Raw genomic sequence first — 12,351 nt, 5'->3', positions numbered from 1 at the left:
GTTGATAGGTCGGAGGTGTAAGCATGGTAACATGTTCAGCTGACCGATACTAATAGGTCGAGGGCTTGACCAAAACAAATTATTACAAAGTAAACTTAAGTGCAATTTTGAAAGAATAATCTTTCTGATTAAATAATGTTCCGCGATAGCTCAATGGTGGAGCACTCGGCTGTTAACCGATAGGTTGGAGGTTCGAGCCCTCTTCGCGGAGCCATTTGAAATTGATACATCAGTTATAATTAGCTGATGTTTTTTTGTTGTGTAAAAAATCATATAGTTCCATAAATTGTAATGCTAAAAAAGTTTTATTATGTTTTTTTATTAACAAAACTGATGTATAATTAATTTATATAAACCATAATAATGTAAAACTAGTATATAAAATGGAAAAATAAAGTTAAAGTATTGTAGAAATATGTAAAAATAAAATTATTTTGTTATATAAAGACAACATGTTACAGGATTGTAATTTATTTTTATAAAAATGTAATTTATCGCTCGATAATATAGTTTATTATTTAACTATGGAGAGCAGATTTGTTGTTATTTTAAATCCATTATATTTGTATGATGAAATTGTAGGAGATGATGGTTTTGGTTGAAGGTAGTGAACTAAGGATGAAAAGAAAGAGGAAGAAACGAATGAAGATAAGGAAACGGATTAATGGAATTATATTATTTGCAGGGACAATAGTTGTTTCCTCAATATTTGTTACAGCTTATTATAGACATAATATAGTAAAGCGAGAAGTTGTACAAGCATCTGTAGTTGAAAGTAATGTAAAACAAGAAACAGTAGGTAATTCAGCACAGTCAAATTTATCGCTCACAGAGTTTATAAATAAGGAATTGACAGTAGATAAAACTTCTTATGATGCAGGTCCTATACAAGATTTTTTATCAAAAAACATAAAAATAGATGATGGTAAAAAAATTGCTTTTTTAACTTTTGATGATGGACCTTCAACAACAGTAACTCCTAAGGTTTTGGAAATATTGAAAAAAAATGATATAAAAGCTACATTTTTTATAGTAGGAAAAGAACTAGAAAAAAGTCCTAGAGCAAAGCAAATTCTTTTAGATACATATAAAGACGGAAATTCCATAGGTAATCATACATATACACATATATATAATAATCTATATCCTGGAGGTAAGGTTGATCCAGACAAGTTTATGGCTGAATTAGATGAAAATAATAGTGCAATGAGAAAAGTACTAGGAGAAGGTTTTAGAAGTAGAATAGTAAGATTTCCAGGAGGTCATATGTCATGGAAAGGCGTTGATGAAACTAACAAACGTTTCGATGATATAGGATATAAATACATAGATTGGAATGGACTAATTGGAGATGCTGAAGGAAAGCCTAAATCTAAAGAACAACTGCTTAATAGATATAGAGAAACCTTTAAGAATCAGCAAAAATTAGTGCTACTAATGCACGATACATATGGAAAAGAAAATACTGCTGAGGTTCTCCCTGAGATAATAGCAGATTTAAAAAATAAAGGATATGAGTTTAGAACATTAAAATAATGTACAAGCTATAAGTAGGGAGCGCAGTATTGTGCATCTCTACTTTTCTAGTTTTATATATAGGGTTCATATACCAAAACTTAATTCATACTCAATCTATATTAAAAGCTCTGATAATTTTCAGGAACGTACAAATTAAGATGAGAGATGGGAACCCTTTAAGATGTACTGCTTCAATTTGAGATTTATTTTTAAAGCTCATAGATCTTGATGATTAAATTTTAAGATATAAATTCTAGTACGAGATGGACATCTATATGTTATAATCACACTAACATATATTGTATTTAGATTATGCTTTTTTGAATTAAGTGGTTATGCAGGAGATGCTATATGAGCAGTTATTAGAATTAAATGATTTTGTTTGAATTTAATTGCATATATGTTTATTTATAGTCACTTATTATTTATATAGGATGGTGTAGGTATGTCAAAAATATTATTGGTTGAGGACGAAGATAGCATAAGAGGTTTTCTTAAGATAAACTTTGAAAGAAATGATTATAAGGTAATAGAAGCTAATAACGGTGAAGAAGGAATAAGATTGGCACTTTTAGAGAAGCCTGATGTAGCCATATTAGATGTTATGCTTCCAGGAATTGATGGGTTTAAGGTATGTGAGAGACTTAGAAAAGAATACCCTAATATGGGAATAATTATGCTCACTGCAAAAGGGCAAGACATGGATAGAATTATGGGACTAGAATTTGGCGCTGATGATTATGTAGTTAAGCCATTCAATCCTATGGAAGTAACATTAAGAGTTAGAGCACTACTAAGAAGAATGGATGAAAAAGTAGACAAGAGTGATGGAGATAAATTGATTTTAGAACCTTTTGAAATGAATCTATACTCGCAAAAACTTTCTAAAAAACAGATAGAAATCGATGTTACCCCTAAGGAATTTTTACTTATGAAGATATTCCTTGAAAACCCAGGTAAGGCATTTAGTAGAGATGAACTTTTAAATTTAGTATGGGGTGTGAACTTTTTCGGTGATCCTAAAATAGTTGATGTAAATATAAGAAGACTTAGATCAAAGATAGAAGATTCGGCATCTACCCCAAGATATATAGAAACAGTATGGGGAACTGGATACAGGTGGAAGAAATAGGAGATGAAATATGACTAGTATTAAGACCAAAATTACTATAAACTTTCTTGTAGCAGTTTTCGTTACTGTAACTCTTTTAGAAGTACTATTCATATTCTTTCTAAGAAAGTATTACTATGATAATACTGAAGCTTTGTTATCAAATCAAGTAAAGACTTCTGCTGACTTTTACAATAAGTATTTTTCTTCTTCATCATTAGTTGAAAATATTTATGATAATGTAGATGTTTTTTGGAAACAAACTAATGCTCAAGTTCAAATACTCGACGATAAAGGAAAGTTACTAATGGACTCCTTAGGAGTTAAAGAAGGAGATGTAATTGATACTGCAGATGTAAGAAAAGCTACTAAGGCAGGTCAACAAGGTAGATGGATAGGTAAGGTTTTTTATGACAAAAATGAAGTAATGGCAGTTTCATATCCTTTAACCTCGGGGGAAAAAGTAGTTGGTGTTCTGCGGTTTTTAACTTCACTTAAGGAAGTGAATAAATCTATAAGAGGTATTTCTATAATTTTTATATCTATTGGGGTAATGGTCTTTATTATAGGTGTAATTGTAAGTTACGTGTTGGCTAATAGTATAGTCAATCCAATAAAGGAAGTTACTAAAGTGGCTGAGAAAATGGCTATAGGTGATTTAATGGTTAGAAGTGATAGCAAAAGATTAGATGAAATAGGTAGCCTAGCAAATACCTTAGATTATATGGCCGAAGAGCTAAAAAAAAGGGATGAGCTAAAGAATGATTTCATATCTTCTGTATCACATGAACTTAGGACACCTTTAACGGCTATTAAAGGCTGGGCAATAGTACTTAATAATGAAGAAACTGATAGAGCTATGCTTGATACTGGGTTCAAAATAATCGAAAAGGAATCAGATAGACTAGCGGCTATGGTAGAAGAACTGCTAGACTTTTCAAGATTTGTGTCTGGAAAAGTAGACTTAAACATAGAAAGTGTTGATATAGGTCAGCTTGTTGACTATGTTAATGTATATCTAAGGCCAAGAGCTGAGAGAGAAGGTATAAACTTTATCGTTGATTGTGAGCAAGGTTTGCCATCAATCAATGCTGATTCAGGCAGGCTAAAACAGGTTCTTATTAATTTGTTGGATAATGCTTTCAAATTTACAGCTTCCCATGGTCAAGTATTGTTAAGAGTATATAAAGAAGATAATTCACTGAAATTTTTAGTTAAAGATGACGGCTGTGGCATAAGCAAGGAAGATCTTCCTAGAGTTAAAGAAAAATTCTTTAAAGGTAAGAATTCTAAATCTCAAAATGGGATAGGTTTATCTATTTGTGATGAGATAATAAGTATGCATTCAGGAACTTTTCAAATAGAAAGTGAAGAAAATAAAGGAACAGAGGTAATGGTTACCATTCCTTTTGAAGCTTAATGGGGTGTGTATGAGAAATAAAATTAAGATTTTAATAATTTTATTATTAACAATGGGTTTAATAGGTTGCACAAATATATCTGAAAACTCGGGAACCAAGGAGCAAGGAGAGATAATAGTAGCGCCTACAGTAAGTAAGTTGGATATAAATGGAAGTTGGAAAGCGACTAATTATAGGATTATGGGTGAGGCTATAAGCGATAAAAATGAAGCAGAAGACCTATTGACTAAGCGTATATCCTTTAATTCAGAATTAGCAGCAATTGGACATAATTATCTTGGGAATCCTAGATATAAATTGAAGGTAGTTAATCGCAGGGATTTTTTAGTCAATGAGTATAATTGGACGGAAAATATATTCTCAGATAATAAAGATGTAGAAATTACGTCAGTATCAGATGATAATAATGTATTTTGTGATTTTATAAAGCTTGATAATAATAATGGGTTATTAATATATAAGGGGGTTTTATATAACTTAACCAAAACTGATGATAGTACTTTACGTCAATGGGATGTAGGAGTTAATGTACGATCAGAAGACTCAATGGCAAATCTGAATGAAAATTATAATGATCCCATAGGAGTTCTTATAGGATTAAAATCGTCAAGGGAAAAGTTAAGTACTGGACAGTATGGTCCAGCAGAATATAGAACTTTATGGGTATCTTTTAAAGATGATAAGCTTAGCGAGCCTAAGGAGATTAAGGACTTGCTAGTGCCTCGTATGAAAGGGTTTTGGTCTATAAAAGTTAAACATACAGAAAATAAAGGGTATATAGATGAGGAATTTGAAGTGGCTCAAATTAATGAGAAAGAGCAGGTGAGTAAAGTTAGACCTATATCTCTAGGAAGTGATTTATATAGAGATATATCTTTTGTAGGTAATGATTATATTGCGACGCAGTACTATAAGGGGACTAATTTTAAAGGTAACTATTTTGCTGAGCAAATACTGCCTGTAGATAATACTAAAACTCTAAAGGGAGTAGATATTAATACTTTGCTTGGTGAAGAAGCAAAGAAATCTTTTTCTCTTGCATGGGAGGACCAGGTATCTAAATTATCAAAAGAAGCAAAAGGAAAGCTGAATGTAGGAACTCCTAATTATGAAAACTATACAATGATAAGAAAAAATGGACATTGGGGGCTTCAAGGTAAAATCAGCGCAAAAGACCAAGATAATTTTAATGGTATCTCTTTTAATATAAATTATCCACCAACTAAAAAACTTGTAAATCACGATAAACTCTTTGTTTCATGGAATTCAATAAAAGAAGAAGTACCAGCAGCGGTGGATGCCTATACAGCTTATAACGGCAGGCTGGTATTTATTCTAACTAAGGATAAGATAGATATATATCAGATAAAAAACGGAAGTATAGTTAATAATATCATAGGAACTATAAACCTTAAGAACAATGAAAGCGTCATTATGTGTGAATGGGTTGTAACAGCTCAAAGTGTTGATAAGTGGGATAGACAAGTAAATTTAATAAAAGATAGTGATAAAAAACCATAATGCTATGCATTATGGTTTTTTTATAACAAGTTCAGTTTATTTATTTTTAAAGTAATTACTTTTTATCATTTTATCTGAAATTTCTAAAGACTTTGTAGCTTGTTCCTTGTCTTTGTCGGTGGTGTTACCTGTGCTTTTAAATGTTTTATTTGTCAGTATTGAAAAACTCTTATCTGTATTTAGTAAGTTTCTACCTAAAGCTGAATTTATATACTTTTTCTCATCAATACCTAATACATAGGCTAGAGTAGGCATTATATCTATTTGACCACCATAAGTATCGAATTTTACAGGTTCTTTAAAGTTCTTCTGATAAATGATGAATGGAACAGTATGATTACCATTATCCAAATACCAAGGCTCAGGATTTTTTAATGTATTAACCTTATCATCGTAATATTTATGAACTCCAGTATGATCTCCGACGATTACAACTACTGTATTATCAAGTAAACCTTCTTTGTCTAAATTATTTAGGAAGATGCCTATATGCTTATCTGTGTAATGAACACTTTGGAAATAACTACCCATAATGTTATCTTTGAGTTCACCTTTGATATTAAGTTCCTTATATTTGTCAGGAAGGTCAAAAGGTCCATGACTTGTTAAAGTTACAACAAAAGAGTAAAAAGGTTGTTTTAAACTTTTTATTTTAGGAACAACTTGTCTTAAATATGTTCCGTCACTTAACCCTAAGCCTATCTGTTCATCATCTTCATATGAATAATAGTCAAAGAATTTCTTGAAACCTATTCCCTTAAGACCAGCAGCATAATTCCAAAAAGAACCTTTATCAGCATGAATTGCTGCTGTATCGTATCCCATTTCTTCAAGTAACTTAGGTAATGAATGGTAAGTAGTATTAGGATACTTAAAAAATGTACTTCCACTTCTTAATGGTAACATAGAGGTATTTACCATTAAGTCTGAATCTGAGCTTGTCCCTTCATTAACCTGTTCAAAGGTGTTAGGAAAATATATTGAGTTATTCATAAGCTTATTTAAACTAGGGGTAATCTCCTGACCATCAACCTTCTGGTTAATAACAAAATCTTCTAAGGATTCAACTTGAATTACTAAAAGATTTTTATTTGCAAAAATACTTTTATATTTGTTATCAGGAAGATTTTCCTTTTTATTATTAAAATAGTCTTCTATTTGTTTATTTTCTGATGCAGTTAGAGTATATGGTTTTGAATCTTTATATACATTGTAAATATCTAAAACATGATATCCTACAGGTGAAAAATATCTAGCTGAATCCATTGGGTCATAACCACTAAATATGTAACTGCCACTTACTTCTCTATGAAGTACATATAGATTAAAAGGAATATATCCTATATAAATGATTGAAATAGCAAAAACTATGACAAAGGATTTTACACTTCTTTTTACTTTTTTAAAATATTTTGATGCAAAAAATAAATATACAGCTAATATAATAAAGTCAATTAAAAATACTACATCATATCTACTTACTAGTGAGAAGATTGTTCCTGACATATTATCTAAATTAGCAGTTTGAGTAGTAACTAATATAGATGGAACTGTCAAAAATCCTCTAAAGTAAAACAAATCTACAATCATAAGTAAGGTTAAAAATATATTTATTACAAGCATGTACACATATTTTCCAACACCTTTGAATAAAAAACCAAAGCTAAGGAATGTAGCTGTAAAGGTTAAGTAATATTTGAAAAAAGGATGTGCTTTGTTAAACCCTGTGAAAAAGTTGAAGGAGTAAGGGTCTTTATTTTCAGCAAAACCTAGAAAAAAGGCTCCCTTTATAGATATAGAATAAAGTATTAGTATATAAAAAATTATCCTAATTATTTTGTCTTTGGTAAGTCTATTAAATAATTTCTTTATGGATGAAATATTTAATTTTTCTATATTCATTAAAACACCTCATTAAAATAGTATTCTTAACTCAAAAATTATATTATAAGTGAATAGATAAATCAATTGCTTTGGATAAATTCTTTACTTTTTATAGATTGATTTTATGTGGAAAATTGTATAAAAAATCACAAAAAACAAATTAAATCCAAGTGTAGACATAAATTTGTTGAAGATATCACTTATTAATTATATTATATTACTTAGATAATAGGCTATATTATAATATAATTTAAAGAAAATAAATTAAAGTTGAAAAAAATGTATAAATTAAATATTTGGAAAATAACACAATGAGATATATATTGAATTTTGTTATATACTTTTAATTTTCTATATATTAATGAAATACCATAATTGTACGATAATATAAGTGGTTAAATAATATTAATAATCATTATACTAATTTTATGGTCACGTATTTAATTAAATATTATGATAGAGAGGTACTAGATTAAAATGCTTACTGCTGGAAAGATAGTTAGGTTCATAGGAGAAGTAAGTGGACTTTCTACAGAGATGATTTTTAGGAATGTTGGTAAATGTGCATATAAATTAGGTCATAAAATTGAAAATGAGCAGATTGAAAGTCTAGGATCAAAAAGTATTAGCCTAGGGGAAGCTGCTAGTGATAAAATATGCGAAGCATCGAAAAAAGGGGAAAGGGGAATTGATGAGCTGGCAAAAAGCTCTTCACTCTTAGTAAAAAGCTTGAAGCAGAATGCTTTTAATAAAAAAGTAAAGATCTACGGAGAAGCTAAAGAAATCTATGGAGAAAAAAACTTTGTTGAGGGACATTATGAAGAAAGAGACTAAAGGTAATACTGAAGCAGACTGGAGTATGCGTATAAAAAGAACATTTGAAGCTCTTTTAGTACTAGCTAATTTGTTTTGCTTATATATGGCTATAACTTATAGAATTCTATGGGTAATGGCTATTATAATTTTAAATATGTTATATTACATAAATAACTTAAAGATTACGAGATATAAAGATGAGAATTATAAAATAAAAGTTTTAGAACAAAAACTTTTAGAGGAAGAATCTCATACTATATTTAATACTTTAAATATAATTTCTTATTTTACAAGAAATGATGATACCTTAGCAAGAAAATTAATTGTGGAACTCAGTACTTATCTAAGAGACGTATCAAAAAATGATAAAGATATTGTAAAAATTGAGGAAGAGATAAAAACATTAAATTCTTATATATATATTCAAAAGATAAGATTTGAGCAGGACTTTGACTTAGCAATTAATATTAATGATGTAGAATATGTACCTAAGTTGCTTTTGCTTAGATTAGTAAAATTGTCTTGTAAGATTAATACAATCAATCAAAGAGGGGCAATTTCAAGTTTAAATATTTATTCAAGTAATAATACGAATAATTATGTCGTAAGTTGCAAGAAATTTAAAGAGGCAGATATAGTTTATGAAAACTTTAATGATGAATTTATTAAACTTTTTAAAGAGGAATTGATGATTAAATATGATGGGAACCTAACTATAGATATAAGCTCAGAAGAAGCTAAAATAAGTATTTATATAGATAAATCGAACTTGGGAGAAGCTTATGTTTAAAATATTGGTGGTTGATGATGAGAGATATAGCAGGAAGTTACTTATAGAAATAATAGAGGAATTTATAGATGATGTTTTTATGTTTGAAGCTCATGATGTGAAAGAAGCGATAGAGTTAATAGAAAATAATACTATCGATTTGTTAATCACAGATTATAAATTGAGTGGATCTAATGGAATAGATATATGTAAAAGAATAAGGACTGATAGGAATTACGAACATATAAAGACTATACTGCTGACTGGAGTTATGTACGAGGATATTGAAGCAGATGCTTGGTGTTTAGATTATTACATGGCTAAACCGTATGATGAAGATAATTTAATAAACGTGATAAATACATTAAGGGATGTAAGGGGATAGAAGAATGCTTAAAATATTAATAATAGACGATGAAAAAATCGCTATTGAAGAACTGGCATTTGTATTGTCTAAGGATGAAGATGTTGAGATAGTTGGAAAGTATACTGATGTAAAACAAGGAATAGAAAGCATAAGTGCTTTAAAACCTGATGCAGTGTTTCTAGATATATCAATGCCTGGTATAAATGGATTTATAGCTGCAGAGGAGTTTAAAAAAATCGTGGATGATATACAAGTTGTCTTTGTTACAGCTCATGATAAATATGCTATTAAGGCCTTTGAGTTAGATGCATCAGATTATATACTTAAACCTTTTTCTGAGGATCGAATACTCCTGGCTATAAATAGATTAAAAGGACGCAAGGAAATTGAGAAAGATCACAGTCATAAGACACTAAAAAAGCTTCCTGTATGGAAAAAAGATTCACTTATACTTATAAATATAGAGGAAATACTTTTTTGCTATATAAAAGAAGGAAGTGTTTATATAGTTACAGAAAACCAAATATATACTAGTGAAGAGACCTTATCGCAGGTGGAAACTAGACTTAAACAATTTAATTTTATAAAGTGCCATAGAAATTACGTAGTTAACCTGGAATCTATAACAAATATAGTTCCATGGATAAATGGAACTTTTATATTAAAGCTTAATGGGACAGAAGAAGAGATTCCTGTAAGCAGAAATTATAATAAGGCAATTAGAGGTGTATTTAATATTTAGGGACAAAATTAATATATTACATTTAAAGAGGGTACATACCCTCTTTAAATTTATTTAAATTTTGAAATCTCTAGGGTCAAGATCCTTAGCTTTAGGTTCACCGAATACTGATGTGGTACTTTCTTTCCTAGGATTGTGGCTTACATGTACTTTTTTATGTTTTGTTTCATCTTTTTGATGTTGTTTAGATGCTTTAGTCATAAATACTCACTTCTCCTCTCAGATTTTAATTGCTACTAAGTAATAGTGTACTCATTTTTTTATTTAGTATGTGTGCACAATTATCTATAAATAAAAAAAGAGTTATGATAAAATTAATATGTTTAAATAGATTATTACACTCAGAAGAGGTGAATTTATATATGGATCAATATGACTTAGTTGTAGTTGGTGGTGGCACTGCAGGTATAGCTGCAGCTATTTCTGCTAGTGAAAAAGGTGTAAAGAATATACTGATTTTAGAAAGAGAATCAACACTCGGCGGTACTTTAAATATCTGTATACATAATGGATTTGGAAAAAAGGTATTAAGTAAAGAAGTTACTGGACCAGAGTATGCTCAATTTTTAAAGGATAAAGTTCATGAATTAAAAATTGAATATAAGCTCGATACTCTAGTGATTGATCTAAATAGGGATAAAGTTCTTAGCTATGTTAATCCTGAGGAAGGTGTTGTTGACATTAAAGCTAAGAGCATAATTTTAGCTACTGGAAGTAGAGAAAAGTTTACTGGTAATATTAATATACCTACTCATAAATTTGCAGGTATATATACAATTGGAGCAGCGCAAAGATTCGTCAATATAAATGGTTTTTTACCAGGTAAAGAAGTAGTAATTCTAGGCTCTTCAGATATTACTTTAGTAATCGCAAGAAGACTTCTAGTGGAAGGTGCTAAGATTAAGGCATTAGTTGAAAAAAAATCGGATGTGATTGCTAAAAGAGATAATGTAAGAAGAATAGTAGATGAATTCGATATTCCACTATTGTTATCTAGAGCAGTTATTGATGTTGATGGTAGTGACAGAATTGAATCAGTAACTATAGCAAAAGTCGATAAAAGAGGTAACATAATGTATGATGAGAAAGAAAAAATTGAATGTGATTGCTTGCTTTTATCAGTAGGATGGATGCCTGAAAGTGAACTAGCAGAAAAAGCTATGATAAATATTGAGTCAAAAGCAAAACATCCAGTGGTAAACGAGAAATTTGAAACCTCTATAGGCGGCATATTTGCATGTGGAAACTTAATTCATTCTTATGGCTATGCAGACAATACAACTATTGAAGGATATGAAGTTGGCCGACAAGTAGTGGAGTATTTAAATACATATTACAAAAGCATTTTTTAATTTTTATATAAATACTTAAAAGCTTAATTTATGTAATCTCACGAGGTATAAAAGGTAGTATGAGTTTTGTTAAAGGAAGTTAAATTGATTTGCAGCTTTATTATAGATGTACCACTTCGAACTGCAATTTATTTTTAAAACTCTCACGGCTTCTGGTGAGAGAATTTAAAAATAATAGATTTTATTACGAAGTGGTACATCCATAATGTAAACACCAATTAAATCCGTGTTTACATTATGGAGACATATCAATTTAACTTCCTTTAGTATCTTAATGTACTAAGAGAGTTTATTAAGGTGACCTTCAAAATCTGATGATAATCTATTAAAAATCATCTCGTTTCCAAGAGCAGTAAGGTGGATTCCATCTATGTAGTATTCTTCGTATAGAGGAATCAGTTTGTTGATACAAATTATTGATATATCCTTAAAATTATCAGTTAATAAATCTTCCATTTCATATAGCATATCATTTACATAATTATAATCTATGGAAGAGTACCAACTTATTTCTGCAACTCTTGGAAGTGTAAGGGGAGGTATTAGTACAACAGGAGTAATATTGTTATTTAAACATTCTTTAACCATATAAATAATATTATCTACAACAGTATCTATACTTCTTCCAGTAAGTAAATCATTAGTACCAGCCATTATGACAGCAATATTTGGTTTTAAGTCTATACAATCTCTAGAAAAACGACTTAGTATACCAACAGTGGTATCACCATTGACACCTTTATTAATTACATCACACTTTGTTGAAGTTCTTAAAAGACTAACCCATTTCTTAGAAGGTGGTACGCCATAACCATAGGTTAAGCTGTCTCCAATACATACGATCTTCATT

Annotated in this window: 12 protein-coding genes, 1 tRNA gene and 1 rRNA gene; 11 read left to right on the top strand and 3 right to left on the bottom strand. The window is 29.7% G+C overall.

The window, feature by feature from the left end; all coding sequences use genetic code 11:
- From JHL18_RS13290 to JHL18_RS13265, 6 genes are all read left to right on the top strand, one after another.
- Positions 1–73, top strand: a 23S ribosomal RNA gene (locus tag JHL18_RS13290); the annotation flags it as partial.
- Positions 74–139: 66 nt separating this feature from the next.
- Positions 140–214, top strand: a tRNA-Asn gene (locus JHL18_RS13285).
- Between the two features lie 380 nt (positions 215–594).
- Complete coding sequence (locus JHL18_RS13280) at positions 595–1,536, top strand: polysaccharide deacetylase family protein (RefSeq protein WP_200269921.1); 942 nt, start codon at positions 595–597, stop codon at positions 1,534–1,536.
- Between the two features lie 427 nt (positions 1,537–1,963).
- Positions 1,964–2,650, top strand: a complete 687-nt coding sequence (locus JHL18_RS13275) for a response regulator transcription factor (RefSeq protein WP_200269918.1) — start codon at positions 1,964–1,966, stop codon at positions 2,648–2,650.
- A gap of 10 nt (positions 2,651–2,660) precedes the next feature.
- Entirely contained in the window at positions 2,661–4,049 is a 1,389-nt protein-coding gene (locus JHL18_RS13270; protein ID WP_200269916.1) for a sensor histidine kinase, read from the top strand.
- Positions 4,050–4,059: 10 nt separating this feature from the next.
- Entirely contained in the window at positions 4,060–5,571 is a 1,512-nt protein-coding gene (locus tag JHL18_RS13265) for a hypothetical protein (protein ID WP_200269914.1), read from the top strand.
- Positions 5,572–5,607: 36 nt separating this feature from the next.
- Here JHL18_RS13265 and JHL18_RS13260 read toward each other — a convergent pair whose 3' ends face one another.
- Entirely contained in the window at positions 5,608–7,473 is a 1,866-nt protein-coding gene (locus JHL18_RS13260) for an LTA synthase family protein (RefSeq protein ID WP_200269912.1), read from the bottom strand.
- A gap of 459 nt (positions 7,474–7,932) precedes the next feature.
- Between JHL18_RS13260 and JHL18_RS13255 the strand changes: the two genes are divergently transcribed.
- The 4 genes from JHL18_RS13255 to JHL18_RS13240 are packed head-to-tail and all read left to right on the top strand — an operon-like array spanning position 7,933 to position 10,149.
- Positions 7,933–8,289 carry a hypothetical protein gene (locus JHL18_RS13255; protein ID WP_200269910.1) on the top strand — a complete coding sequence of 119 codons (357 nt, stop codon included), beginning with the start codon at positions 7,933–7,935 and terminating at the stop codon, positions 8,287–8,289.
- Entirely contained in the window at positions 8,273–9,061 is a 789-nt protein-coding gene (locus tag JHL18_RS13250) for a histidine kinase (protein WP_200269908.1), read from the top strand. The genes JHL18_RS13255 and JHL18_RS13250 overlap by 17 nt, the downstream gene beginning before the upstream one ends.
- Entirely contained in the window at positions 9,054–9,425 is a 372-nt protein-coding gene (locus tag JHL18_RS13245) for a response regulator (RefSeq protein WP_200269906.1), read from the top strand. Before JHL18_RS13250 ends, JHL18_RS13245 begins: the two co-directional genes overlap by 8 nt.
- A 4-nt stretch (positions 9,426–9,429) precedes the next feature.
- Positions 9,430–10,149 carry a LytR/AlgR family response regulator transcription factor gene (locus JHL18_RS13240; RefSeq protein ID WP_200269904.1) on the top strand — a complete coding sequence of 240 codons (720 nt, stop codon included), beginning with the start codon at positions 9,430–9,432 and terminating at the stop codon, positions 10,147–10,149.
- A gap of 54 nt (positions 10,150–10,203) precedes the next feature.
- Here the strand turns inward: JHL18_RS13240 and JHL18_RS13235 are convergent, their stop codons facing one another.
- Positions 10,204–10,350, bottom strand: coding sequence for a CPC_1213 family protein (locus JHL18_RS13235; RefSeq protein WP_200269902.1), 147 nt, complete (start codon positions 10,348–10,350; stop codon positions 10,204–10,206).
- Between the two features lie 161 nt (positions 10,351–10,511).
- Here JHL18_RS13235 and JHL18_RS13230 point away from each other — a divergent pair, with 161 nt between their 5' ends.
- Positions 10,512–11,501, top strand: coding sequence for an NAD(P)/FAD-dependent oxidoreductase (locus tag JHL18_RS13230; protein ID WP_200269900.1), 990 nt, complete (start codon positions 10,512–10,514; stop codon positions 11,499–11,501).
- A 279-nt stretch (positions 11,502–11,780) separates the two neighbouring features.
- Here JHL18_RS13230 and JHL18_RS13225 read toward each other — a convergent pair whose 3' ends face one another.
- On the bottom strand, positions 11,781–12,350 hold the full coding sequence (locus JHL18_RS13225; RefSeq protein ID WP_200269898.1) for a GDSL-type esterase/lipase family protein: 570 nt from the start codon (positions 12,348–12,350) through the stop codon (positions 11,781–11,783).
- Position 12,351 lies beyond the last annotated feature (1 nt).

It is taken from the genome of Clostridium yunnanense (assembly GCF_016595795.1).
Classification (GTDB): Bacteria; Bacillota; Clostridia; order Clostridiales; family Clostridiaceae; genus Clostridium_AR; species Clostridium_AR yunnanense.
This window is presented reverse-complemented; position numbering and strand designations above follow the sequence as displayed.

What these genes read in the sequence shown, in the direction of transcription:
- JHL18_RS13255 (WP_200269910.1), top strand. Translation starts at nt 7,933, where the DNA reads ATGCTTACTGCTGGAAAGATAGTTAGGTTCATAGGAGAAGTAAGTGGA.
- JHL18_RS13225 (WP_200269898.1), bottom strand. Translation starts at nt 12,350, where the DNA reads ATGAAGATCGTATGTATTGGAGACAGCTTAACCTATGGTTATGGCGTA.
- JHL18_RS13275 (WP_200269918.1), top strand. Translation starts at nt 1,964, where the DNA reads ATGTCAAAAATATTATTGGTTGAGGACGAAGATAGCATAAGAGGTTTT.
- JHL18_RS13245 (WP_200269906.1), top strand. Translation starts at nt 9,054, where the DNA reads ATGTTTAAAATATTGGTGGTTGATGATGAGAGATATAGCAGGAAGTTA.
- JHL18_RS13260 (WP_200269912.1), bottom strand. Translation starts at nt 7,473, where the DNA reads ATGAATATAGAAAAATTAAATATTTCATCCATAAAGAAATTATTTAAT.
- JHL18_RS13265 (WP_200269914.1), top strand. Translation starts at nt 4,060, where the DNA reads ATGAGAAATAAAATTAAGATTTTAATAATTTTATTATTAACAATGGGT.
- JHL18_RS13250 (WP_200269908.1), top strand. Translation starts at nt 8,273, where the DNA reads ATGAAGAAAGAGACTAAAGGTAATACTGAAGCAGACTGGAGTATGCGT.
- JHL18_RS13240 (WP_200269904.1), top strand. Translation starts at nt 9,430, where the DNA reads ATGCTTAAAATATTAATAATAGACGATGAAAAAATCGCTATTGAAGAA.
- JHL18_RS13230 (WP_200269900.1), top strand. Translation starts at nt 10,512, where the DNA reads ATGGATCAATATGACTTAGTTGTAGTTGGTGGTGGCACTGCAGGTATA.
- JHL18_RS13235 (WP_200269902.1), bottom strand. Translation starts at nt 10,350, where the DNA reads ATGACTAAAGCATCTAAACAACATCAAAAAGATGAAACAAAACATAAA.
- JHL18_RS13270 (WP_200269916.1), top strand. Translation starts at nt 2,661, where the DNA reads ATGACTAGTATTAAGACCAAAATTACTATAAACTTTCTTGTAGCAGTT.